Below are 21,964 nucleotides of genomic sequence, written 5' to 3' on the forward strand. Positions count from 1 at the left end.
GTGGAGTTCAAATGTGGGAGCGGGCTTGCTCGCGAAAGCGGTGTGTCAGGCAACATTGATGTCGACTGACACTCCCTCTTCGCGAGCAAGCCCGCTCCCACAGGGGTGACGCGTTTACTGAACTTAGTGGAAGAGGACTGCCGTTTTCTGCAGGGTCACCCAAACACCCCACGCCAACGGAATACCCACCACCAGCCACGCTGCCACTGCCAAAGGCTTGGTACCCGCATCCGCTTTCCACTCCAATACGGTGCTGCTGTCAGCACCTTTGTCGTGGCCCAGCGCCTGTTCGGCGGCCAGTTCAGCGTCGGTCATGAAGTACTTGTCAGCCACCGGACGCACCAGCAGGTTGCAGATGAAACCCAGCACCAGCAGGCCCGCGAGGATGTACAGGGTGATGTCGTAAGCCGCGGCGCGTTCAACGCCGATACTCAGCTGATACTCACGCAGGTAGTTCACCAACACCGGACCCAACACGCCCGCCGCCGCCCAGGCAGTCAGCAGACGACCGTGGATCGCGCCGACCATTTGCGTACCGAACAGGTCCGCGAGATACGCAGGGACAGTCGCAAAACCACCGCCGTACATCGACAGGATGATGCAGAACGCCGCCACGAACAGCGCAACGTTGCCCAGGTGACCGAGGTTCGGGATCAACGCGTACAGTGCAAAACCAAGCGCGAAGAACACGAAATAAGTGTTTTTACGGCCCAGGTAATCCGAGAACGAGGCCCAGAAGAACCGACCACCGATGTTGAACAGGCTCAGCAAACCGGTGAAACCGGCAGCGATCGCAGCGATCGAGGCCAACTGCGAGGCGTCCAGCTGACCAAATGTCAGGCCGTTACCCAACAACGTGCCAGCGAACACTTCCTGCAACAGCGGCGAAGCCATGCCGAGGATGCCGATACCCGCCGAAACGTTCAGGCACAGCACCAGCCACACCAGACGGAATTGCGGGGTTTTCCACGCCACGTTCACGTGGACGTGACGGTGGGTGATCATCGCGTTGGCAGCTTTCTTCGCTGGAGCCGTCCAGCCTTCAGGCTTCCAGCCGGTTGGCGGAACGCGGTAGGACAGTGCGCCACCGATCATGAACACGAAGTAGATCGCGGCCATCACCAGGAAGCTCTGCCATACGCCGACGCTGGTTGGCGAAGCGAAGTGGCCCATCAAGGCTGCGGCCAGCGGAGCACCAACCATCGCGCCACCACCGAAACCCATGATCGCCATGCCGGTCGCCATGCCGCGCTTGTCCGGGAACCACTTGATCAGGGTCGATACCGGCGAGATGTAACCCAGGCCCAGGCCGATGCCGCCAATGACCCCGGAGCCGATCCACATCAACCATATCTGGTGGGTATAGACCCCCAGCGCTGAAATCAGCAGACCGCCACACCAGCACAGCGCCGACACAACGCCAGCCTTGCGTGGCCCGGCGTGTTCCAGCCAGCCGCCCCAGATAGCGGCCGAGCAACCGAGGAAGATGAAGAACAGGGTGTAGATCCAGCCGAGCATCGAGATCGGCCAGTCACATTGGGACGAAAAGACTTGCGAGATGAAGCTCATGTCCGGTGCACAGGTCACTGCCTTGGTCACACCCAGGGCTTTGGACAGTGGCAACCAGAACACCGAAAAGCCGTAGGCCATGCCGATGCACAGGTGGATGGCCAAGGCGGCCGGTGGTACCAGCCAACGGTTGAAACCGGGCTTGGCGATGATGCGCTCCTTGGACAGGAACGCGGGCTGGTCGGCTTTGAGGCCGTCCACCGTGATGCTCGTGGTCATTGTGTATCCCCCAATTATTAGAATGGTTCGTCAGCGCTCCTCACCCCCAGCCTTTATGCGCACGCATGACTGTTTTTTGAGGTGAAGCTCCATTTTGGTGCGACATCACGTCGCAGAAGGACGGACGAACCGGCAGAGGTTACCATCTGTACGTGACAGAAAAATCAAAGTGATATCACCTTTTGTATGTCATCAGTTCTCGTACCACTGAAGGAGCCCTCATGCCGATCATTGTCGAGCCATTGAACGAAGCCACTTATCAGGATCAGCAAGATCTGCAGAAGATCTACCGCGATGCTCCGGACTGGCTGTTTGCCCCGTTTGCCGGAGATTTGCAGCTGATCGAAGCCTGCCTGCTGGACGGCTCGCTGATCGCTGGCCGCTTCAACGATCGGCTTTTGGGTGCGGCACGTCTGCAACGGCACTCGGATGTCTGGCACCTGTCCCAACTCTGCGTACGAAAAATCACCCGTCGTCGTGGCGTGGCCGAGCGCCTGGTGAATGAAGCGCAGAAAATGGCGTCGCAAGCGGGTACGACATTGCGCTTACTGGCGCCTGCCGGACATCTGGAGGCGCAAGCGCTGGCGGCCAAACTGAAAATACCGCTGGATGAGTTGCCGACGTGATCGCTGACCGGTCGTCCGCTACGGAGCGCTATACTCCCCGGCTAAATTTCGAATTCGACTAACTACAAGGACTCGCCCATGAAAGCGTTCGGCAAAATCCTGGGTCTGGTACTTCTCGGGCTGTTGCTGATCATTGTGGCGCTGGGCTTTGCCCTGACCCACCTCTTTGATCCCAACGACTATAAAGACGAGATTCGCCAGATAGCCCGCGACAAGGCCCACATCGAGCTGACGCTCAATGGCGATATCGGTTGGAGCCTGTTCCCGTGGCTGGGCCTGGAATTGCACGAAGCCAGCGTCGCAACCCTGGCCAAGCCCACCGAGCCGTTCGCTGATTTGCAGATGCTTGGCTTGTCGGTCCGTGTACTGCCGCTGCTGCGCCGTGAAGTGCAGATGAGCGATGTGCGCGTCGAAGGCCTGAACCTGCGCCTGACCCGCGACAAGGACGGCCACGGCAACTGGCAAGACATCGGCAAGGTACCGGCGCCAGCCACACCGGCCACACCGCCCGCAACCACTGGCGAACCAGCGACCGAGACCACCGCCCAAGCGGAAAAACCGGCCCAGCCGATCCGCCTGGACATCGACAGCCTGACCGTCAACAACGCCCGTGTTGAATACAGCGACGAAAAAACCGGCAAGCAATTCAGCGCCGAAAGCATCCAGCTGAGTACCGGCCCGGTGCATGACTCCACGAACATCCCGGTCAAACTCACCGCATTCCTGGGCACCAACCAGCCGGTTTTGCGTGTCCGTACCGAGCTCAATGGCGAGCTGCGTTTCGAGCGCGCACTGCAGCGCTACAAATTCGAAGACATGAAACTCTCCGGCGAAGTGGCTGGCGATCCGCTGCAAGGCAAAACCATGACCTTCGCCGCCCAGGGCCAGTTACTGCTGGATAAAGCGGCGAACGTCGCCGAATGGACCGGCATCAAGATCTCTGCCAACCAATTGCGCGCCTTGGGTGAACTGAAGGTCAACGACCTCGACAAAACCCCGCAAATCAGCGGCGGCGTGTCGATCGCCCAGTTCGATCTGGCGAAATTCGTCGACAGCATCGGTCAGAAACTTCCGGCGATGGCTGACGGTAGCCTGAGCAAAGTCGAGTTAGTCAGCCGTCTGGCGGGCACGCCGACCAGCGTGGTGTTCGACAACATCAACCTGAAAGTCGACGACAGCACCTTCAGTGGCCGCATCGCCGTCGAGGACTTCGCCAAACAATCGCTGCGGGCGAACCTCAAGGCCGACACCTTCAACGTCGACCGTTATCTGCCACCAAAATCCGCCGAAGCCAGTAGCGCGACGCAAGTGCGTAAGGCCGAAGTGGCCAGCACCGAAGCCGATGCATTGGCTGGCGCGGGCAGCACACCGCTGCCGCAAGCACCGACCAAAGACGCGTGGAGCAACGAGCGCCTGCTGCCGGTGGAACGCCTGAGCAAACTCGACGTGGACGCTGACCTCACCTTCGGTCAGTTGACGCTCGATAAATTGCCGATCCAGAACGCTGCGCTCAAGGCCACAGGCCAGGGCGGTCTGCTGACACTCGAAAGCCTTCGCGGCGACCTGTACGACGGCAACTTCGACGCCAAAGGTACGCTCGATGTGCGCCAACAAGTACCGGCGCTGAACATGCAGTCGAGCATCAGCAAAGTACCGGTGGAAAAAATCCTCGAAAGCCAGGGTAAAAATCCACCGGTCAAAGGTCTGGTGACGCTCAACAGCAACCTGACCGGCAGCGGCAACAGCCAGAAAGCGCTGATCGAAACCCTCAACGGCAACGCCAGTTTCATCATCAACAACGGTGTGCTGCTCAATGCCAACCTCGAACAACAGCTGTGCAAAGGCATCGCCACCCTGAACCGCAAATCCCTCAGCAGCGAGCCACGGGGCAAGGACACACCGTTCCAGGAGCTCAAGGGCAACCTGACCTTCCGTAACGGCGTGGCCAGCAACCCGGACCTGAAAGTGCGCATCCCGGGCATGACCGTCAATGGCGACGGCGATGTCGATCTGCGGGTGTTGGGCATGGACTACCGCGTGGGCGTTATCGTCGAAGGCGACAAGAGCGACATGCCGGACCCGGCCTGCCAGGTCGGCGAGAAGTTCGTCGGCATCGAATGGCCGCTGCGCTGCCGTGGCCCGCTGGAACTGGGCGCCAAGGCTTGCCGCCTCGATAACGAACGCATGGGCCAGGTCGCGAGCAAACTGGCCGGCGAACGGATCGGTGAAAAAATCGACGAGAAGCTTGGCGACAAAGTCAGCCCGGAACTGAAAAACGCGTTGAAGGGGCTGTTCAAGCGATGAGAGCCGAGCAGTTTTCATCGGCGGTGCTGGACTGGTACGACCGCCACGGCCGCCACGATTTGCCCTGGCAACAAGGCATCACCCCGTATCGGGTGTGGGTCTCGGAAATCATGCTGCAGCAGACCCAGGTCAGCACCGTGCTGAACTACTTCGACCGCTTCATGGCCTCGTTGCCGACGGTCGAGGCCCTGGCCGCTGCGCCGGAAGACGAAGTCCTGCACCTGTGGACCGGCCTCGGTTACTACACCCGCGCACGCAATCTGCAGAAGACCGCGAAGATCGTCGTCGAGCAGTACGGTGGCGAGTTTCCCCGCGATGTGGAAAAGCTGGTTGATCTACCGGGCATCGGCCTGTCCACAGCCGGCGCTATCGCCAGCCTGAGCATGGGCCTGCGGGCGCCGATCCTCGACGGCAACGTCAAACGGGTGCTGGCGCGCTTTACCGCGCAAGAGGGCTATCCGGGCGAGCCAAAGGTCGCCAAACAGCTGTGGGCGAACGCTGAGCGCTTCACACCGCATGATCGGGTCAACGCCTACACCCAGGCGATGATGGATCTGGGCGCCACACTTTGCACCCGTAGCAAGCCGAGTTGCCTGCTCTGCCCGCTCGAAAAGGGCTGCGAAGCGCACATGCTTGGCCTGGAGACGCGCTACCCGATCCCCAAACCGCGCAAAGCCGTGCCGCAGAAGCGTACGCTGATGCCGATGCTCGCCAACGGTGACGGCGCGATTCTGCTTTACCGTCGCCCTTCCACGGGCTTGTGGGGCGGTCTATGGAGCCTGCCGGAACTCGATGACCTCGACGACCTGCAACATCTGGCTTCGCAGCATTCGCTGGAACTGGGCAGCCAACAGGCGCTGCCGAGCCTGGTACACACCTTCAGTCATTTTCAGTTGTCCATCGAACCCTGGCTGGTTCAGGTCCAGGAGGCCGGCCACCACGTGGCCGAGGCCGACTGGCTCTGGTATAACCTCGCCACCCCGCCGCGCCTGGGCCTTGCCGCCCCGGTCAAAACCTTGCTCGAACGCGCGGCCGCCGTATTGAACGCAGGAGAGTCGTCATGACCCGCACCATCATGTGCCGCAAGTACAAAGAAGAATTGCCCGCCCTGGAGCGCGCTCCATTTCCAGGCGCAAAAGGTCAGGACATTTTTGACCACGTCTCGGCCAAAGCCTGGGCAGACTGGCAAAAGCACCAGACCCTGCTGATCAACGAAAAACGCCTGAACATGATGAACGCCGAAGACCGCAAATATCTTCAGGGCGAGATGGACAAGTTCTTTTCCGGCGAGGAATACGCCAAGGCTGACGGCTACGTTCCGCCGGCTGAATAATCCCGCTTTTTCGAGGGTCGGAACGTAAGCGACGGTAATAATTAAAATTTTTTTGAAAACTTTCTTGACGACCCCCTGAAAAACCAGTTTAATGCGCCCCGTTGCCCAGATAGCTCAGTCGGTAGAGCAGGGGATTGAAAATCCCCGTGTCGGCGGTTCGATTCCGTCTCTGGGCACCAAATACCGAAAACCCTGAATCGCAAGATTCGGGGTTTTTTTATGCCTGCGATTTAGTTGATGACGTTACGCAGTCGTCGCTAGTTCTCACCACCCCAGTGGAAGACCAGGTTGCGAGCGGTGCCGCTACCTACATCCGCGGTATCACGCCGCACTTCACCTTTATGCGTGGCGACAACTGTGTACTTGCCGGGAGGCAGCTGAACGTAGACCAGCGGACCAGCCTCACTCAGTGTCAGCACGGGCTGCCCTTGGGCCTTCTGGATGATTACATCCACGTCGGGAATGTATTCGCTCGCAGGCCCGGTGGAGAAGGTCATGTGCAGATTGTACCCAGTGGTTTGCTGGATGGCCTTTGACTCATCCTCGCCAACACCGCCGGACAAATAAGCGATCCCGTTTTGCTCTTGCCTCTGGACTTGCACACCTGAGCTGTCGATGGGCTCCAGGCTGGCGGCCGGTGAAATGGCTGGAAACATCAACACGCCGATTGCGACGATGGGCAACATGAGTGAATGGACGTACTTCATGATGGCGACTCCCGGGCTCCACAGAGCCCTACCGTTACTCCTTTTAGATTTCTCGCTGAATGTTCAAGTTTTAGATTGATTAGTACTTGGGCTCACTGCGAATTGAACTACACGTTGTATTCCTCAAGCGCGGATTGCCGTCGGCGTGATCCCGCAAAACCAGTCGGACTTTCCTTCCGGCTTACCAGCCGCGCCCGGCATCGCGGGCTATTACTCTCTTGCCATCCTCTTCCGCCTGTTTCCTTCAGCGGCGGAAAATGTCATGACCTCCCTCAAACCCGGTAACACTCAAGATCCACAGATCACTTCACTGCTCGGCAATCTTGGCGAGTTGATCCGCGAAGCGCGTCAGAAGGTATTACGAGCGGTCGATACCGTTCAGGTGCAAACCTGTTGGCAGATCGGACGGCATATTGTGGAGTTCGAGCAGGAAGGCGCTCGGCGGGCGGTTTATGGCAAGCAGCTGCTGGCATCGCTGGCGAAGGTGCTGACTGCGGAGTTCGGGAAGGGCTTTGATGAGACTAACTTGCGAAAAATGCGATTGTTTTATCAGACGTTTCCAATTCGGGACGCACTGCGTCTCGAATTGAGCTGGACCCACTACCGCAGACTGCTGAGAGTCGATAGTGACGCGGCACGCAAATGGTATATGGACGAATCTGCCAATCAAAACTGGTCAAGCCGCGCCCTGGAACGCCAGATCAGCACGCTTTATTACGAGCGACTGCTGATGAGTCGAGACAAGCTTACCGCCATGAAAGAAGCCACTACTAACATCCATGCAATGAACGACAGCCCTCGAGAATTCATCCGGGATCCCGTGATGCTGGAATTTCTCGGCCTGCCCAACGCAGGAGTTGTCCTGGAAACCGAACTTGAACAAGCACTCATCGAGCAACTTCAAGGCTTCCTGCTTGAGCTGGGCAAAGGTTTCGCTTTCGTCGCCCGCCAACAACGCATAAACACCGAAGGTAGAGACTTCTACATCGATCTGGTGTTCTACAACTACCTTCTCAAATGCTTCGTCATCTTCGATCTCAAGCGAGGCGAATTAACTCATCAGGATGTCGGGCAGATGGACATGTATGTACGCATGTATGACGACCTCAAGCGCAACGATGAGGACGGACCGACCGTCGGCATCATCCTTTGCGCGCAAAAAAACGAATCAGTGGTGCGCTACTCGATGTTGCAGGGCAACGAACAACTTTTCGCCAGCAAGTACAAGCTAGTGCTGCCGAGCGAGGAGGAGCTTCGTGCGGAACTGGATCGGGAGCGGGCGGCAATTGAAGAGAGACTGCTCGACCAGTTACCCGGATAAACACCGATAGATTGTTCATACGCTGCGCGAAGACTATCGTTGGCAGCTACCCGCAAAGGTCCGACGCCGATGAATTTGCAGGACATGCCCTCACTGGCACCCACTCAAACCGAGTTGCCACCGCGAACATCTACGGCAGGCGAACCGTTCAAGGAGCCCGCCGCAGACGGCTACAGCCTCGGCGGTTTTACCTGGAGCTACCCCCATCAGGACGCTACCCGCCCGGTCGTCATCATCAACGCCGCCACCTCAGTCCGCTGTCGCCACTACTCACGCTTCGCCGATTACCTGTACGCCAACGGCTTCGACGTGATCACTTACGACTACCGTGGCATCGGCGAATCGCGACCCGCGTCGCTGAAAGGGCTTCGGGCTTCATGGTCAGATTGGGGCGCGCTGGACTTTGAGGCGATGCTCAAGCGCGCTCAGCGTGAATTCCCCGGGCAACCCATCGATGTTGTAGGCCACAGCTTTGGAGGCTGTGCAGCGGGCCTGGGAGCTTCCGGGCATATGATTCGACGTCTGGTGACCGTCGGTGCGCAATTCGCTTACTGGCGCGATTACGCGCCCGCCCATCGCTGGCGGATGTTCGGCAAGTGGCATCTGGTGATGCCGTTGATGACATGGCTTTGCGGCTACTTCCCCGGCAAACGTCTCGGCTGGCTAGAGGACACCCCCGCCGGCGTGGTTCGCGACTGGAGCATGCCCACCGCGCACTACGAGAAACGCCCCAGCGGACGCGTCCTTCACGCAAAATCCGGGCGGCTGCCCTTCTCATCCGTCACCGCACAAAACCTGGCCATCAGCATCAGCGACGATCCTTACGGCACGATTCCAGCTATCGAACGCCTGCTCAGTTACTTCACCGGAGCCACGAACAGCCACCTACGAATCGCCCCCGAAGACATCGGCGAACAAGAAGTCGGACATTTCGCCTTTTTTCGTAGCGCATACCAAGCCACACTATGGCCCATTGCACTGTCCTGGCTGCAGACCGGCGAACTGACCCCCGACACACCCGGGCGGCTAGTACCACGCAGCTGATTGACTTGCCCACTCAACGAAATACGGAACGACGCCCATGGCATCCGCCAACAAGCAGAACAAACGCGCCACACGCGCCAAAGCCAAGGCCAAGCAGAACCGCACCCAACGGGCCGCCGCGCCGGTCGAGCTGGACCCGAACGACGATCGCATCGACTTCGAATCGGTGGACCTGACCGAGCTGTTCAAGAAAATGATCGACGCTGAAAAAACCAGTCAGCAAGCCATGTGCACAGCCTTCCTCGAAGACCCGCTGCTGGAGCTGGTGTACGAGCAGGAAGGCGAAGAAGGCGCGACAGACTTCATCCTCGCGGCGTTGATCGAGTATCGCCAATGGTCCACCGAAGTCGACGAAGCCGGCGCATTGGCGTGGATCGAATCCCCGGCCTTCCAGGCTGACTACGTGGCGGCGTCCGACGCCATCGCGGCCCAAACACAACCGAAAGCGAACTGAATTTAATGGCCTCCCTGAACAAGCAACAGAAACGCGCCAAACGCGCCAAGATCAAAGCCAAGCAAATCAATATCCACGGCAGAAAACCCGCCGCACTGGACGATGACCTGGGCGAAATCGGCGAGCCGATCCCGGAATACACCCTGGCGATGTTCAGCAAAATGCGCGAAGCGGAAGCCACCAGCCGTAACGACATGCTGCTGACCCTGCTATCGAACCTCGCCGGAATCATCAGCGACCATCCAGAACTGCTGGACATGGAAAACGCCGACAACGAAGCCATGGCCGCCACTCACCTGGCTGCCGACATGCTGATCGATTACCGCATGTGGACCGACGGCATGGACCGCGACACCGCCCAGGCCTGGCTGACAGATCCGCAGTTCATCACCGACTTCGGCACGGCACTCGACAGCTATCGCGAGTCGCTGGACGCGCAGGAAGAAAAGGCTGAGTAAACACTCGCCTCAGAAACAAAAAACGGCCGCTTGTCATCACTGACAGCGGCCGTTTTGCGTTATGCGGTACGAATCAGTTCAGCACCACCGCACCCATCTTCTGCAGCTTGCGACGACGAGCCACAAACAAACCGGCAGCCACCACCAGCAAACTCAGCAGACCGGTCGCGAGGATCTCCACGCGATGCGCTTCCTGGAACAGCATGATGGTCAGGGCCGCAACGATGAAGATGATCACCGCGTAGGTCAGGGCCGGGAACAGCCACATGCTGAAAGCGATTTTCTCGCCACGTGCCATGCGCTGCTTGCGCATACGCAATTGCGAAATCGCGATCACCAGGTACACCAGCAGCGCGATAGCGCCGGAGCTGGCCAGCAGGAATTCGAACACGGCGGCCGGGGCCACGTAGTTGGCGAAAACCGCGACGAACGCAGCGCCGGTGGACAGCATAACGGCCCAGTACGGCGTGCCGCTCTTGTTGGTGCGCTGGGAAACGGCCGGTGCATCACCGCGCTTGCCCAGAGAGAACATCATGCGTGAGGCGGTATATAGCGCCGAGTTCAGGCAGCTGGTCACAGCAACCAGCACCACGATGTCGACGATCAGCTTGGCATTCGGGATGCCCATGCGCTCAAGCACAGTCTGGTAGGAGCCGACGGCTGCCAACACCGGGTCGTTCCAAGGCACCAAGGCCACAACGATGAAGATCGATACGAGGTAGAACAAGCCAATCCGCCAGATCACCGAGTTGGTTGCCTTGGAGATTTGCTGGCCAGGATTCTTCGATTCCGCGGCCGCGATGGTCACTATCTCGGTGCCCATGAAGGAAAACATGGTGGTCAGGATCGCGCCCAACACTGCGCCCATGCCGTTCGGCAAGAAGCCCTGGGTGTCGAACAGGTGCGAAACGCCGCTGACCTGGCTGGTCGGCAGGAAGCCGAAGATCGCCAGAATGCCAAGACCGATGAAACCGATGATCGCGATGACTTTGACCAAGGCGAACCAGAATTCGAATTCACCGTAGTTCTTCACGCTGAACAGGTTCGTCACCGTCAGCAGCAAGGTGATGACCAAGGTGAAGGCCCAGATGGCCACGTTGGGGAACCAGGCATGCAGGATAGTCGCGGCGGCGTTGGCTTCCAGCGGAATCACCAACACCCAGAACCACCAGTAGAGCCAGCCGATGGTGAAACCGGCCCAGTGACCGATCGCGCGATCGGCATACGTCGAGAAGGAGCCTGTGTCCGGCGAAGCCACGGCCATTTCGCCGAGCATGCGCATCACCAGCACCACCAGCATACCGGCGGCAGCGTAGGCCAACAGCACGGCCGGGCCTGCGGCGGCGATGGCGTGACCCGAGCCGACGAACAAGCCGGCGCCGATTACCCCGGCAATCGACAGCATGGTCACATGACGCGGTTTGAGCCCCTGTTCGAGGCCATTGGAGCTTGGGGTACTGCTCATTGAAACTACCTTTGTAAGGAAAAGCGATTACGTCCACCCGGCGTGGCGTTCCTTCTCGTAAAAAGAAACCAACGGGGCGTTCCGTATTCTGCACGCAATAATTGCGCCAAAATGTTACAGAACGCCCAAGTATGGGGCTCTCCGCCGGACCGGACAGTCATCGCAAGTCATTGAGATTAATGGCAATTCGCCAGAGCGTTACCCTGCGACCCACTTTAAGAACGAAGCGGCGCACCAGAAACACACCCAAAAATATAGCGACGCACAATAAAAGTGCGGATCAGGAACGTTTGGCCGGTTAGCGCTTCCAACCCCCCGCCAAAGCTGGCAACATCGCGCCCTTTTTTGGAACAGCCCCAGCCTTTTTATCGACAGGCAGGGTTCAAACGGCTGTTCGGTTGATAGCAGCGCGACAGTCTGCTGTACCGATGCGACAACCTGCCACAGGCCACCCGCTTAACGCCCGTAGCGCTGTTGGCTGCCATTCAGACGCTATGCTAGCTTGGCCGCCTCGCCAGGAAGGCCGCCAACAGCAGGAGCGAAATACTATGAGGAACGCACATGGCTGAGGCCACGCCCGCGCTTGAAATCCGCAACTTGCACAAACGCTACGGACAGCTTGAGGTGCTTAAAGGCATCTCGCTGACCGCCCGCGACGGCGACGTGATCTCGATCCTGGGTTCTTCCGGTTCCGGCAAGTCCACCTTCCTTCGTTGCATCAACCTGTTGGAAAACCCGCATCAGGGCCAGATCCTGGTGGCCGGCGAAGAACTCAAGCTCAAAGCCGCCAAGAACGGCGAACTGGTCGCAGCCGATGGCAAGCAGATCAATCGCCTGCGCAGCGAGATCGGTTTTGTGTTTCAAAACTTTAATCTCTGGCCGCACATGAGCGTGCTCGACAACATCATCGAAGCGCCGCGTCGCGTACTCGGCCAGAGCAAGGCCGAGGCCATTGAAGTCGCCGAAGCCTTGCTGGCCAAGGTCGGCATCGCTGACAAACGCCACGCCTACCCGGCGCAACTCTCCGGTGGTCAGCAACAACGCGCGGCCATTGCCCGCACGCTGGCCATGCAGCCCAAGGTGATCCTGTTCGACGAGCCGACCTCCGCCCTTGACCCGGAAATGGTCCAGGAAGTACTTAATGTCATCCGCGCACTGGCCGAAGAAGGCCGCACCATGCTGCTGGTCACCCATGAAATGGGCTTCGCCCGTCAGGTTTCCAGCGAGGTGGTGTTCCTCCACCAGGGCCTGGTAGAAGAGCAAGGATCGCCACAGCAGGTGTTCGAAAACCCGCTTTCGGCGCGCTGCAAACAATTCATGTCCAGCAACCGCTAACGGAGCTACCCACATGCAGAACTACAAAAAAATCTTCCTGGCTGCTGCCGTCACCCTGGCCTTCAGCGCCGGTGCCGCCGCCGAGACCTTGAAGATGGGCATCGAAGCGGCCTACCCACCGTTCAACAACAAAGATGCCAGTGGCAATGTCGTCGGCTTCGACAAAGAAATCGGCGACGCCCTGTGCGCCAAGATGAAAGTCGAATGCACCGTGGTCACGTCCGACTGGGACGGCATCATTCCGGCCCTGAACGCCAAGAAATTCGACTTCCTGATCTCCTCGATGTCGATCACCGACGAGCGCAAGCAAGCGGTGGACTTCACCGACCCGTACTACTCCAACAAGCTGCAATTCATCGCCAAGAAAGACGTCGACTTCAAAACCGACAAGGCTTCCCTGCAAGGCAAAGTGATCGGTGCACAACGTGCGACCCTCGCTGGCACCTGGCTGGAAGACAACATGGAAGGCGTTGAAGTCAAACTCTACGACACCCAGGAAAACGCCTACCTCGACCTGACCTCCGGTCGTCTGGACGGCATCCTCGCGGATAAATACGTCAACTACGAGTGGCTGAAAAGCGACGCCGGCCGTTCTTATGAGTTCAAAGGCGACCCGGTGGAAGAAAGCGACAAGATCGGTATCGCTGTACGTAAAGGCGATGAGATTCGTACGAAGCTGAACACCGCACTGAAAGAAATCGTCGCTGATGGCACCTACAAAAAGATCAACGACAAGTACTTCCCGTTCAGCATCTATTGATTCTGACCTGCCGGGCTGGCGCCGTTATTTGACGGCGCCAGTCCCTGGCATTGCCTGCCGCGATTTGAAAAGAAATCCATGACTATCGATCTCTACGGATTCGGCCCGGCGCTCGCCGCTGGCGCGCTGATGACTGTGAAACTGGCACTCTCGGCCTTGTGCCTGGGGCTGGTGCTCGGTCTGCTCGGCGCCTTGGCCAAGACTTCCCCGCACAAGCCACTGCAATGGCTTGGCGGCACTTATTCAACACTGGTTCGCGGCATCCCGGAATTGCTCTGGGTGCTGTTGATCTATTTCGGCACGGTCAACCTGATGCGTGCCCTGGGCGAGTTCTTCGGCAACCCCGACCTCGAACTCAATGCCTTCGCCGCCGGCGTGATTGCGCTGGGGCTGTGCTTCGGCGCCTACGCCACGGAAGTGTTTCGTGGTGCGATTCTGGCGATTCCAAAGGGTCACCGTGAAGCTGGCGTGGCCTTGGGTCTGTCGAAATTCCGTATCTTCACCAAGCTGATCATGCCGCAGATGTGGCGCATCGCCCTGCCCGGCCTGGGCAACCTGTTCATGATCCTGATGAAAGACACCGCGCTGGTATCGGTCATCGGCCTGGAAGAAATCATGCGTCACACGCAAATCGGCGTGACCATATCCAAGCAGCCGTTCACCTTCTACATGGTGGCCGCGTTCATGTACCTGGGCCTGACGGTTCTCGCCATGACCGGCATGTACTTCATGGAAAAACGCGCCGCTCGCGGCTTCGCGAGGAGCACCCAATGAACTGGGAAGTCATCATCAAGTGGCTGCCGAAACTGGCTCAGGGCGCGACCTTGACCCTGGAGTTGGTGGCCATCGCCGTGATCGCCGGTTTGCTGCTGGCAATTCCTCTGGGCATCGCGCGCTCGTCGCGACTCTGGTACGTGCGGGCATTCCCCTACGGCTACATCTTCTTTTTCCGCGGCACGCCGTTGCTGGTTCAACTCTTCCTGGTCTACTACGGCCTGGCGCAGTTCGACGCGATCCGTAACAGCTCGATGTGGCCGTACCTGCGCGATCCGTTCTGGTGCGCAACAGCGACCATGACCCTGCACACCGCGGCCTACATCGCAGAGATCCTGCGCGGCGCGATCCAGGCGATTCCACCAGGCGAGATTGAAGCGGCGCGGGCGCTGGGCATGTCCCGGGCCAAAGCGTTGTTCTACATCATGCTGCCGCGTGCCGCCCGCATCGGTCTGCCGGCCTACAGCAACGAAGTGATCCTGATGCTCAAGGCCAGCGCCCTGGCCAGCACCGTGACCCTGCTGGAACTGACCGGCATGGCCCGCACCATCATTGCCCGGACTTACCTGCCGGTGGAGATCTTCTTCGCGGCGGGCATGTTCTATCTGCTGATGGCTTATGTGTTGGTTCGCGGCTTCAAGCTGCTGGAGCGCTGGCTGCGCGTCGATGCCTGCCAAGGGCGTTGATGCCTGCGTGCTGACGGGCGAGGCGTTACTCGCCCGCTTCACGGCGCTGGATGCTTTTCTGATCAAGCATCAGACGCTGTGGAAGCCTCGGCCGTTTACTCATCTACAGCTTCCCTGGGAAGCGTCCTACCCGGAGTTGGCGACCTGGCTACGCAGGCGATCGCTGGAGGACGCGGAACACGCTCACAACAACCCAGCTCTTTTGGACGCACCGGAGCCGTTTGCCTCATTGGCAGCGATGTCCCTTGAGTTGAGCGCGGTGGATGAATTGCCGGCTCATGCGCTTGAAACGGCGGTTCATCGACTGAATGTCGATGTGCCGGGGCGCAAGTGGCAGCAGATCGAAGCCTTCGCCAGTCGTTTGCAGTTTGCTGATACGCCGAGCCATTGGCTGGATTGGTGTTCGGGCAAAGGCCACTTGGGTCGACGTCTGCTGCAATCCGGACAACAACTGACCTGCCTGGAATACGACCCGGCGCTGGTCGCCAGCGGTCAGGCACTCAGCCAGCATCATCAACTGCATGCGCTGCATGTCGAGCAAGATGTACTCGCTGCGGATGCCGCCTCTTTCTTGAAGTCTGACCACACGCCGGTAGCGCTGCACGCCTGCGGTGATCTGCATGTGCGGCTGATCCAGCTCGCCAGTGCGTCTGGTTGCAAACAACTGGCCATCGCGCCTTGCTGCTACAACCGGATCAGTCTGAGCGAGTATCAGCCGCTTTCCTCGTCGGCCAAGCGCTCCGACCTACAGCTATCCCTCGAAGATCTTTCGCTACCGATGAGCGAAACCGTCACCGCTGGCGCTCGCGTCCGACGTCAACGCGATACTTCCATGGCCCGACGCCTGGCCTTCGACCTGCTCCAGCGGCAATTGCGCGGCATTGACGAATACCTGCCCACCCCTTCGCTGCCCAGTGCCTGGCTGGATAAATCCTTCGCTGATTACTGCCATCATTTGGCCGCGCTTAAAGAGTTATCCACAATCAGCCCGCAGGATTGGTCAGCACTCGAAGCCGCCGGTTGGCAGCGATTGGCCGAAGTGCGCAATCTGGAGCTGTTGCGCGGACTTTTCCGACGCCCGTTGGAGCTTTGGCTGGTACTCGATCGGGCACTTTTCCTCTCCGAGCAGGGCTATGCCATTCGCCTCGGCACCTTCTGCGAAACCCCGCTCACACCTCGTAACTTTCTACTCTTGGCCGAACACCCTTAAATACGCTCAGCCTGTGGATAACTCTGTTGATGGAATTATCGTGGATCCAATAAAAACGCCTGTTTCGGGGTTTAAACACCACTGTTCATTTTTCGTACACATGAATAAAAAACCAGAAAAACAGGTATTTGCGAGCAAATTGAGAACCGATCCACAATTGCGCTCTTGACTGAGCTGCCCCAGGTCTGCGTTGTGCATAAGCGTTACGCCAAAAGAACATAAACGACCTGGAAATCCTCAACTATCTTTGCAAAGCGCCAGAATTCTCTGGCATCAGGGACAGCAAGGAGCTGGGAAAACATGAGCACATTGAACAGTGCGCAAGAAGCCGTCGATACCGTCGCCAACCAAGCCATTTACGCTGCACTGCAGCAAACCTTCGCGGTGGGCGGCGCCATCATCAACAACGCGACGGGCGAGGTCATTGCCGCGCTACACAACAACGTGCTGATGCCTTTCCCCGGCAATGGCACCACTTACTTTCTACCCCATGACCCGACCGCCCACGGCGAGCGACAGTTGGTGGACTGGTACTACGAAAATGTCGCGCCATTGAACCTGCCACCGCCCAATCAGTTGACTGTCGTCACCACGCTGGACCCGTGCGCCATGTGCGCTGGTTCACTGCTGACCGCAGGATTTAACGTCGCCGTCAGTGCGATCGATGACTACGCAGGCATCAACTACAACAGCCAGTTCACCTTTCCGTCGCTGCCACCGCAGATCCGCCAACAGGCGCAGGACACCTGGGGTTATTACGCGATTGCGGCGCCTGTCAGCCGCGCCTATCAGGGCTCGAACAGCCCGGTATTCGGCGGCCAGACCATCGACTCGGCGGCTTACTTCCTCACCAGCTCGATCTTCTCCGCCAGCGTCAACACCGTACGCGAGGCCAGCAACAACAGCGGCCTGCCACCGGATCAACTGCAAAACCCGGCAAACCTTCCGGCCAACAGCAAAGTGCGCCAGGCACTGACCGCGCTCAGCCCGTTTGCGCTGACCGTGCAATCGGCCAACCCACGCGACCCCGGCGAAGAACTCGCCACGCCACTGTTACAAACCGCACAGCACAGCCCGGTGTTCAACTCGGTAGCCCTCATCGATCCGTTCGGCAACCTGCTGGTGTGCCTGGGTGGCGTCGAGAACCAGTCGCCGATTCGTACAGCGTTCATGGAGACCACCCGCAACTACGCGGTCATGCGCTGGACCCTGATGAACGACCCCGACCCGGCGGTTCGCGCCCAGGCCGAGCAATACCTGACACATCCAAAGTACGGCACCTTCGTCTTCCTCTATGCACCCGATCCCACCACACCGCAGGCCGTGATGACCTTCGGCGCGTACGGTTCGACCATGGAAGGCCCTGTGCCACAAAGCTATCCGTCCAATCTGCAATATGTATTGTTGCCGGGCAACACCACCGCCCAAGCGTTATCGACACTGGCCCAGAACCTGCCGCCGTTCTACACGCAAAGCGTGCAAGTGGCGCCCGCGCAGGTGCTGAGTCAGGACCTGATCAACGCGGTTAAAAACGGCGTGTAAGGGGCTAAAGCAATTGCACCGGTCGGCCCCGCAGAAGCATCCGCGGGGCCCGCCTGACGCCTGCGCAAAAATAGTCTGAATTCAGGGGTTTACAGAACCAACCCAATCGCTATAATCGTCGCCCAACACGCCGGTATAGCTCAGTTGGTAGAGCAACTGACTTGTAATCAGTAGGTCCCGGGTTCGACTCCTGGTGCCGGCACCATACAAGGTTCCAGAGAAGGCTTTCAAAATCTCTGGAACCCCCGAAAAACCCGCCTTCTGGCGGGTTTTTTCGTTTTGGCGTTCCGTCAGATTCCGTCAAAATCTGTTGGATTCCGACCGTTTTAGGGATAGATATAGGGGTAAGGTCATTCGATAAAGGGAGGAGTACCCTTATGTCGCGCACCACTGCACCACTCTCCGATTCGGCTTGCCGCGCAGCCAAGCCCACCGACCGCGCCTACAAGCTTTTCGACGGCGACGGCCTCTACCTCCTCGTCCAACCCAATGGCCGTAAAGGCTGGCGTCTCAGGTATGTAAAACCTGATGGACGCGAAGGACTGACTTCGTTCGGCAACTACCCCGTGGTTGGTCTCGCCGATGCGCGCCACAAGCGCCTGGAGCTCAAGCGGATGTTGGCGGAAGGCGTCGACCCCATAGAGTCCAAACACCAAGCCAAGACGCAGGCCGCAATCCAAGGCCGAACCTTTGAAAGCGCGGCCCTGGACTGGCACAAAGCGATGTCTTCCAAATGGGCACCGGGCCATGCCAAGACGGTTCTGAGCCGCCTCAAAACCCATGTCTTTCCACTGATCGGCGCTCGCTCTATTGTCGACTTGGACACCCATGACCTGATGCAACCTCTGGAAGCGATCCAGGAGCGCGGCACAATTGACGTAGCTTTAAGGGTACAAAACTACCTGCAAAGCATCATGCGCGAGGCGAAGCGTGCTCGACAGATCGCGGCAAACCCTGCCTCCGACCTTGAAGGTTTGATCAAAGCCCCGAGGGTTGTTCACCGCCCAGCGTTACCCTTATCGCGTCTGCCTGAACTGCAGGAGCGCATTGAGGGTTATAACGGCCGCGTACTTACCCGGCTGACGGCCATGCTCTCGCTGCATGTGTTTGTCCGCTCCAGTGAACTGCGCTTTGCCCGTTGGAATGAATTTGACCTCAAGCGCGGCACCTGGGAGATTCCCGACACCCGTCCCGCGTTGGACGGAGTCCCCTTTTCCACAAGGGGTACAAAAATGGCCGGGGATATCCATCTTGTACCCTTATCGCCGCAAGCCGTGGCCCTGCTTGAACAGATCCACGTCCTCACCGGTAAATTCGACCTGGTGTTTGCAGGCGATACCAAGCCCTGGAAACCCATGTCTGAAAACACGGTGAATAGCGCGCTTCGAAAGATGGGCTACGACACCAAAACCGAAATCTGCGGCCATGGCTTTCGTTCGATGGCCTGCAGCGCACTGATCGAATCAGGATTGTGGTCGGAGACAGCCATTGAACGGCAGATGAGCCACAAGGAACGCAACAACGTCCGCGCCGCTTACATCCACAAGGCCGAGTTCATCGAGGAGCGCAGGCTGATCATGAACTGGTGGAGCCGGTACCTGGAGGCCAATCGGCAGGAGCATGTCACCCCGCACGAATTTGCCAATCAGACCGGGGCGAACGTCACGCGACTCAAGGCGAAAAGCCGCTTGAGGGAGTAGGCCGTTAGCCTACTCCTCGTCCTGCCCACCCATGTGCGCTTTGTACGCCTGCTTTTCATGAGTCTGTCCCAAGCATCGATCATCGGCGCGTCAATATGATTGCTCAACAAGCAGCCATTATCGTTTCGCTGCATATCCAGTTCGACGTTATGTTCGGAGCTAGCCCCGTTATGTTCGGAGCTGCTGGCGTAATGTTCGGAGCTCTGCAGCGGACCTACGAACACTTGCTCCCGCGTAGGCAGGTCACACGGCCAAAAGCCAATCGCCAATCGCGGCGCAGCAAAGTAAGCGTACGTTCTCGAAATCTCGATGATCCGCTTGTCCACGCGGGTCCATCCAAACAGGGCTGCAAAGCCGCCCTGCTTGGATGGACCTCACTTAAAAAATCTAAAACCCTTGCAACTGTCTGTGGAAAACCACAGATTTCCACCGGTGGATAATTTCATCCACAGCCGCAGAACTCCCGAAAATTAGAGTCTTGACCCGAATTATCCACAGGCGTAGAAAAGATCGGGCAAAGTGCTGTCGTTGACAGCAACCCAGGTAGCCAGAACCTTTGAGGCTACGCCACACCGTGGCGGTTCTCCCAAAGTGCGATTAGCGTCCGGCGGCTCGCACGGTCACAGCGATGTGATGGATGCCTACTTTTACCAGTGTGCCCACTGCGGCAACTCACCCCTTTCATAGCTGCCCTGCAGCAACCTATCCGCTTGGCCATTTCTTTGCGCCAACCTGCGCCCGTCTCTTTCTTCCGGAAAGAGACGGGCGCTCGTACCGCTGCTGCAGCCGATCTCGTACAAGGCTTTGCGGCATTCCCCCCTCGTGACAATCGGCGTGACAAACACCGAAAAGTCACCAGCAACAGCGATGCAGATGATGGTGCCGCAGCCTACGGAATGGACTGCACCTGACTGACAGTCAGGCATGCCCCTGTCATCGCTTCACTGCCTTCACCCGACTCAGGATCTCGCGGCGCCGGTCTCGTCAGCCAGTGCAGCCTCCACCCGCCCACTTCCTTGGAAGTGTTCAGGAGGCCAGATCATGAAATGCCCAAGCTCCCGGTCGTAAGGAGCCGCAAGTCCCGCGTTAGTGGACAACCCTCACAGGTCGCAGGGGCCTTGATCCCTGATAACACTCAACATTCTTGGCGGGATGACGTGGGGAAAGTTTTAAAAGTTTTGGCTTCAAGAGGAGTTCGCTCATGGCACTGGTGGGCAGGCGAGATGGACGCAATTTTGGCTACGGGAGACAACTGAGTTTTGCCGGGCCGCTGGCGCTGAAAGATCTATTTGGCGGCGGGCACTACGGCACGGTCAAGGCGCACAGTGATCGGTGGCAGGCGTTTGTGCGCTGGTGTCGCTCGGAGGATGGGCCGGGGGTTAACGATGCGCGGCAGATTGATCGACAGACTTTGCTGGACTATGCCGAACATCTGCGCGAGCAAGTTGAACAAGGTGAGCTCGCCGTAGCGACTGCGCAAAACCGATTGTCCAGCGTCAACCGGACCCTGGCAGCGCTTCGCGGTGATCAGTATGTGAAAGTGCCGAGTCCGAGCAAGGCGTTGGGAATGCAGCGCACCAGTGTTCGGCTCTCGGTGCCGCAGGGCCAAGACCGCGAACAGGTGAAGCGGATCGTCGACGTGCTCTGCGAACACCAAATGCCTCGCGCCGCAGCAATCGCTCAGTTGGCACGAGCCACCGGAATGCGCTTGCGTGAGGCCATTTTGGCCGACCTGCCGCGCCTGCAACGCGAAGCGGAGCAACTTGGCAAGATCAACATTCAGGACGGAACCAAAGGTGGTCGCTCGGGCGCATCGGCGCATCGTTGGGTTACGGTGGATGATCACATCCGTATCGCGCTGGCATTTGCCCTCCAGGTCTCACCTGACGGTAGCCACAACCTGCTAGCACCGGACGAAAACTACCTCGACTTCCAACAGAGAATCGTTCGCCCCACACGGTACATCCTCCATAAGCACAACCTCAAAGGCTTTCACGAACTGCGGGCAGCCTATGCGTGTAATCGCTATGAGCAAATCACCCATCATCTCGCCCCCATCAACGGTGGCAGTTACTACCAACTCGACCGACACCTTGATCGCGAGGCCAGAGTACAAATCAGCTACGAGCTGGGGCACGGTCGTATCGACGTGGCCTCGGCTTACATCGGTAGACGAGCATGAGCAAGGGATTCGATATGGAATTGTTCCTGGCAGGCGTGATGACCGGCTCGCCCGCCACCCGCCAACGTCACCTTCGTCAAGCGATGGCCATCCAAATTGCAATCGCTGCTCGCTGGCAACGAAATAATCCGTGGACTTGGAAGCGAAAGCATCTTGTATGGTTCTTAAATCACTCGCCAAACCTCAAAACCGAAGCAACTCGTTATTATTATAGGCTGACAGCGCAGTTGATCGCAGAACGGCTCAAAAAATCATGGTTCGAGTCATAAGTATGT

20 protein-coding genes and 2 tRNA genes are annotated in these 21,964 nt (G+C 58.5%); 19 read left to right on the plus strand and 3 right to left on the minus strand.

Annotated features, from left to right (window positions below; genetic code table 11):
- Positions 1 to 123 precede the first annotated feature (123 nt).
- Positions 124 to 1,788, minus strand: coding sequence for an OFA family MFS transporter (locus tag ACSQ87_RS29975; protein WP_436274971.1), 1,665 nt, complete (start codon positions 1,786 to 1,788; stop codon positions 124 to 126).
- Positions 1,789 to 2,009: 221 nt separating this feature from the next.
- Between ACSQ87_RS29975 and ACSQ87_RS29980 the strand changes: the two genes are divergently transcribed.
- From ACSQ87_RS29980 to ACSQ87_RS30000, 5 genes are all read left to right on the plus strand, one after another.
- The gene (locus tag ACSQ87_RS29980; RefSeq protein ID WP_223433224.1) at positions 2,010 to 2,414 is read left to right on the plus strand and encodes an acetyl-CoA sensor PanZ family protein; all 405 of its coding nucleotides are present in this window, start codon (positions 2,010 to 2,012) and stop codon (positions 2,412 to 2,414) included.
- A 78-nt stretch (positions 2,415 to 2,492) separates the two neighbouring features.
- Positions 2,493 to 4,718 (plus strand): AsmA family protein, encoded by a 2,226-nt coding sequence (locus ACSQ87_RS29985; protein ID WP_436274972.1) that lies wholly within the window; start codon positions 2,493 to 2,495, stop codon positions 4,716 to 4,718.
- Complete coding sequence (gene mutY / locus ACSQ87_RS29990; RefSeq protein WP_046045553.1) at positions 4,715 to 5,782, plus strand: A/G-specific adenine glycosylase; 1,068 nt, start codon at positions 4,715 to 4,717, stop codon at positions 5,780 to 5,782. Before ACSQ87_RS29985 ends, mutY begins: the two co-directional genes overlap by 4 nt.
- Positions 5,779 to 6,051 (plus strand): oxidative damage protection protein, encoded by a 273-nt coding sequence (locus ACSQ87_RS29995; RefSeq protein WP_008149405.1) that lies wholly within the window; start codon positions 5,779 to 5,781, stop codon positions 6,049 to 6,051. Before mutY ends, ACSQ87_RS29995 begins: the two co-directional genes overlap by 4 nt.
- Before the next feature lie 103 nt (positions 6,052 to 6,154).
- Positions 6,155 to 6,230: transfer RNA gene (locus tag ACSQ87_RS30000), tRNA-Phe, on the plus strand.
- Positions 6,231 to 6,308: 78 nt separating this feature from the next.
- Here the strand turns inward: ACSQ87_RS30000 and ACSQ87_RS30005 are convergent.
- On the minus strand, positions 6,309 to 6,758 hold the full coding sequence (locus ACSQ87_RS30005; protein WP_436274973.1) for a carboxypeptidase regulatory-like domain-containing protein: 450 nt from the start codon (positions 6,756 to 6,758) through the stop codon (positions 6,309 to 6,311).
- 262 nt (positions 6,759 to 7,020) lie between these two features.
- Here ACSQ87_RS30005 and ACSQ87_RS30010 point away from each other — a divergent pair, with 262 nt between their 5' ends.
- The 4 genes from ACSQ87_RS30010 to ACSQ87_RS30025 all read left to right on the plus strand — a co-directional run bounded on the left by ACSQ87_RS30010 (position 7,021) and on the right by ACSQ87_RS30025 (position 10,035).
- Entirely contained in the window at positions 7,021 to 8,079 is a 1,059-nt protein-coding gene (locus ACSQ87_RS30010) for a PDDEXK nuclease domain-containing protein (RefSeq protein WP_436275127.1), read from the plus strand.
- A 69-nt stretch (positions 8,080 to 8,148) separates the two neighbouring features.
- The gene (locus ACSQ87_RS30015; RefSeq protein WP_436274974.1) at positions 8,149 to 9,123 is read left to right on the plus strand and encodes an alpha/beta hydrolase family protein; all 975 of its coding nucleotides are present in this window, start codon (positions 8,149 to 8,151) and stop codon (positions 9,121 to 9,123) included.
- 37 nt (positions 9,124 to 9,160) lie between these two features.
- Positions 9,161 to 9,577 (plus strand): hypothetical protein, encoded by a 417-nt coding sequence (locus ACSQ87_RS30020; protein WP_436274975.1) that lies wholly within the window; start codon positions 9,161 to 9,163, stop codon positions 9,575 to 9,577.
- 5 nt (positions 9,578 to 9,582) lie between these two features.
- Entirely contained in the window at positions 9,583 to 10,035 is a 453-nt protein-coding gene (locus ACSQ87_RS30025) for a hypothetical protein (RefSeq protein WP_223433229.1), read from the plus strand.
- Between the two features lie 73 nt (positions 10,036 to 10,108).
- On the opposite strand, the gene gabP is transcribed toward ACSQ87_RS30025, so the two are convergent.
- The gene (gene gabP / locus ACSQ87_RS30030; protein ID WP_223433230.1) at positions 10,109 to 11,500 is read right to left on the minus strand and encodes a GABA permease; all 1,392 of its coding nucleotides are present in this window, start codon (positions 11,498 to 11,500) and stop codon (positions 10,109 to 10,111) included.
- 561 nt (positions 11,501 to 12,061) lie between these two features.
- On the opposite strand from gabP, the gene ACSQ87_RS30035 reads away from it, so the two are divergent.
- From ACSQ87_RS30035 to ACSQ87_RS30080, 10 genes are all read left to right on the plus strand, one after another.
- Entirely contained in the window at positions 12,062 to 12,835 is a 774-nt protein-coding gene (locus tag ACSQ87_RS30035; protein WP_007897462.1) for an ABC transporter ATP-binding protein, read from the plus strand.
- 13 nt (positions 12,836 to 12,848) lie between these two features.
- Positions 12,849 to 13,595 (plus strand): ABC transporter substrate-binding protein, encoded by a 747-nt coding sequence (locus ACSQ87_RS30040; protein WP_150656790.1) that lies wholly within the window; start codon positions 12,849 to 12,851, stop codon positions 13,593 to 13,595.
- A 78-nt stretch (positions 13,596 to 13,673) separates the two neighbouring features.
- Positions 13,674 to 14,369 carry an ABC transporter permease gene (locus ACSQ87_RS30045; RefSeq protein ID WP_436274976.1) on the plus strand — a complete coding sequence of 232 codons (696 nt, stop codon included), beginning with the start codon at positions 13,674 to 13,676 and terminating at the stop codon, positions 14,367 to 14,369.
- Entirely contained in the window at positions 14,366 to 15,055 is a 690-nt protein-coding gene (locus ACSQ87_RS30050; RefSeq protein WP_436274977.1) for an ABC transporter permease, read from the plus strand. The genes ACSQ87_RS30045 and ACSQ87_RS30050 overlap by 4 nt, the downstream gene beginning before the upstream one ends.
- Positions 15,036 to 16,265, plus strand: a complete 1,230-nt coding sequence (locus ACSQ87_RS30055) for a methyltransferase (protein ID WP_436274978.1) — start codon at positions 15,036 to 15,038, stop codon at positions 16,263 to 16,265. Before ACSQ87_RS30050 ends, ACSQ87_RS30055 begins: the two co-directional genes overlap by 20 nt.
- 300 nt (positions 16,266 to 16,565) lie before the next feature.
- Positions 16,566 to 17,807 carry a nucleoside deaminase gene (locus ACSQ87_RS30060; RefSeq protein ID WP_436274979.1) on the plus strand — a complete coding sequence of 414 codons (1,242 nt, stop codon included), beginning with the start codon at positions 16,566 to 16,568 and terminating at the stop codon, positions 17,805 to 17,807.
- Between the two features lie 129 nt (positions 17,808 to 17,936).
- Positions 17,937 to 18,012: transfer RNA gene (locus tag ACSQ87_RS30065), tRNA-Thr, on the plus strand.
- 172 nt (positions 18,013 to 18,184) lie between these two features.
- Positions 18,185 to 19,507, plus strand: a complete 1,323-nt coding sequence (locus tag ACSQ87_RS30070) for a tyrosine-type recombinase/integrase (RefSeq protein WP_436274980.1) — start codon at positions 18,185 to 18,187, stop codon at positions 19,505 to 19,507.
- A gap of 1,201 nt (positions 19,508 to 20,708) precedes the next feature.
- Complete coding sequence (locus ACSQ87_RS30075; RefSeq protein ID WP_436274981.1) at positions 20,709 to 21,689, plus strand: integrase domain-containing protein; 981 nt, start codon at positions 20,709 to 20,711, stop codon at positions 21,687 to 21,689.
- Positions 21,686 to 21,958 carry a hypothetical protein gene (locus ACSQ87_RS30080; RefSeq protein ID WP_436274982.1) on the plus strand — a complete coding sequence of 91 codons (273 nt, stop codon included), beginning with the start codon at positions 21,686 to 21,688 and terminating at the stop codon, positions 21,956 to 21,958. The genes ACSQ87_RS30075 and ACSQ87_RS30080 overlap by 4 nt, the downstream gene beginning before the upstream one ends.
- The last annotated feature ends 6 nt before the right edge of the window (positions 21,959 to 21,964 follow it).

Origin of the sequence: Pseudomonas sp. LjRoot277 (assembly GCF_964253845.1) — a bacterium.
In the GTDB taxonomy this organism is placed as follows: domain Bacteria; phylum Pseudomonadota; class Gammaproteobacteria; order Pseudomonadales; family Pseudomonadaceae; genus Aquipseudomonas.

Bases quoted from the DNA above. Each gene is read 5' to 3' on its own strand.
- ACSQ87_RS29975 (WP_436274971.1), bottom strand. From the start codon at position 1,788: ATGACCACGAGCATCACGGTGGACGGCCTCAAAGCCGACCAGCCCGCG.
- ACSQ87_RS29980 (WP_223433224.1), top strand. From the start codon at position 2,010: ATGCCGATCATTGTCGAGCCATTGAACGAAGCCACTTATCAGGATCAG.
- ACSQ87_RS29985 (WP_436274972.1), top strand. From the start codon at position 2,493: ATGAAAGCGTTCGGCAAAATCCTGGGTCTGGTACTTCTCGGGCTGTTG.
- mutY (WP_046045553.1), top strand. From the start codon at position 4,715: ATGAGAGCCGAGCAGTTTTCATCGGCGGTGCTGGACTGGTACGACCGC.
- ACSQ87_RS29995 (WP_008149405.1), top strand. From the start codon at position 5,779: ATGACCCGCACCATCATGTGCCGCAAGTACAAAGAAGAATTGCCCGCC.
- ACSQ87_RS30005 (WP_436274973.1), bottom strand. From the start codon at position 6,758: ATGAAGTACGTCCATTCACTCATGTTGCCCATCGTCGCAATCGGCGTG.
- ACSQ87_RS30010 (WP_436275127.1), top strand. From the start codon at position 7,021: ATGACCTCCCTCAAACCCGGTAACACTCAAGATCCACAGATCACTTCA.
- ACSQ87_RS30015 (WP_436274974.1), top strand. From the start codon at position 8,149: ATGAATTTGCAGGACATGCCCTCACTGGCACCCACTCAAACCGAGTTG.
- ACSQ87_RS30020 (WP_436274975.1), top strand. From the start codon at position 9,161: ATGGCATCCGCCAACAAGCAGAACAAACGCGCCACACGCGCCAAAGCC.
- ACSQ87_RS30025 (WP_223433229.1), top strand. From the start codon at position 9,583: ATGGCCTCCCTGAACAAGCAACAGAAACGCGCCAAACGCGCCAAGATC.
- gabP (WP_223433230.1), bottom strand. From the start codon at position 11,500: ATGAGCAGTACCCCAAGCTCCAATGGCCTCGAACAGGGGCTCAAACCG.
- ACSQ87_RS30035 (WP_007897462.1), top strand. From the start codon at position 12,062: ATGGCTGAGGCCACGCCCGCGCTTGAAATCCGCAACTTGCACAAACGC.
- ACSQ87_RS30040 (WP_150656790.1), top strand. From the start codon at position 12,849: ATGCAGAACTACAAAAAAATCTTCCTGGCTGCTGCCGTCACCCTGGCC.
- ACSQ87_RS30045 (WP_436274976.1), top strand. From the start codon at position 13,674: ATGACTATCGATCTCTACGGATTCGGCCCGGCGCTCGCCGCTGGCGCG.
- ACSQ87_RS30050 (WP_436274977.1), top strand. From the start codon at position 14,366: ATGAACTGGGAAGTCATCATCAAGTGGCTGCCGAAACTGGCTCAGGGC.
- ACSQ87_RS30055 (WP_436274978.1), top strand. From the start codon at position 15,036: ATGCCTGCCAAGGGCGTTGATGCCTGCGTGCTGACGGGCGAGGCGTTA.
- ACSQ87_RS30060 (WP_436274979.1), top strand. From the start codon at position 16,566: ATGAGCACATTGAACAGTGCGCAAGAAGCCGTCGATACCGTCGCCAAC.
- ACSQ87_RS30070 (WP_436274980.1), top strand. From the start codon at position 18,185: ATGTCGCGCACCACTGCACCACTCTCCGATTCGGCTTGCCGCGCAGCC.
- ACSQ87_RS30075 (WP_436274981.1), top strand. From the start codon at position 20,709: ATGGCACTGGTGGGCAGGCGAGATGGACGCAATTTTGGCTACGGGAGA.
- ACSQ87_RS30080 (WP_436274982.1), top strand. From the start codon at position 21,686: ATGAGCAAGGGATTCGATATGGAATTGTTCCTGGCAGGCGTGATGACC.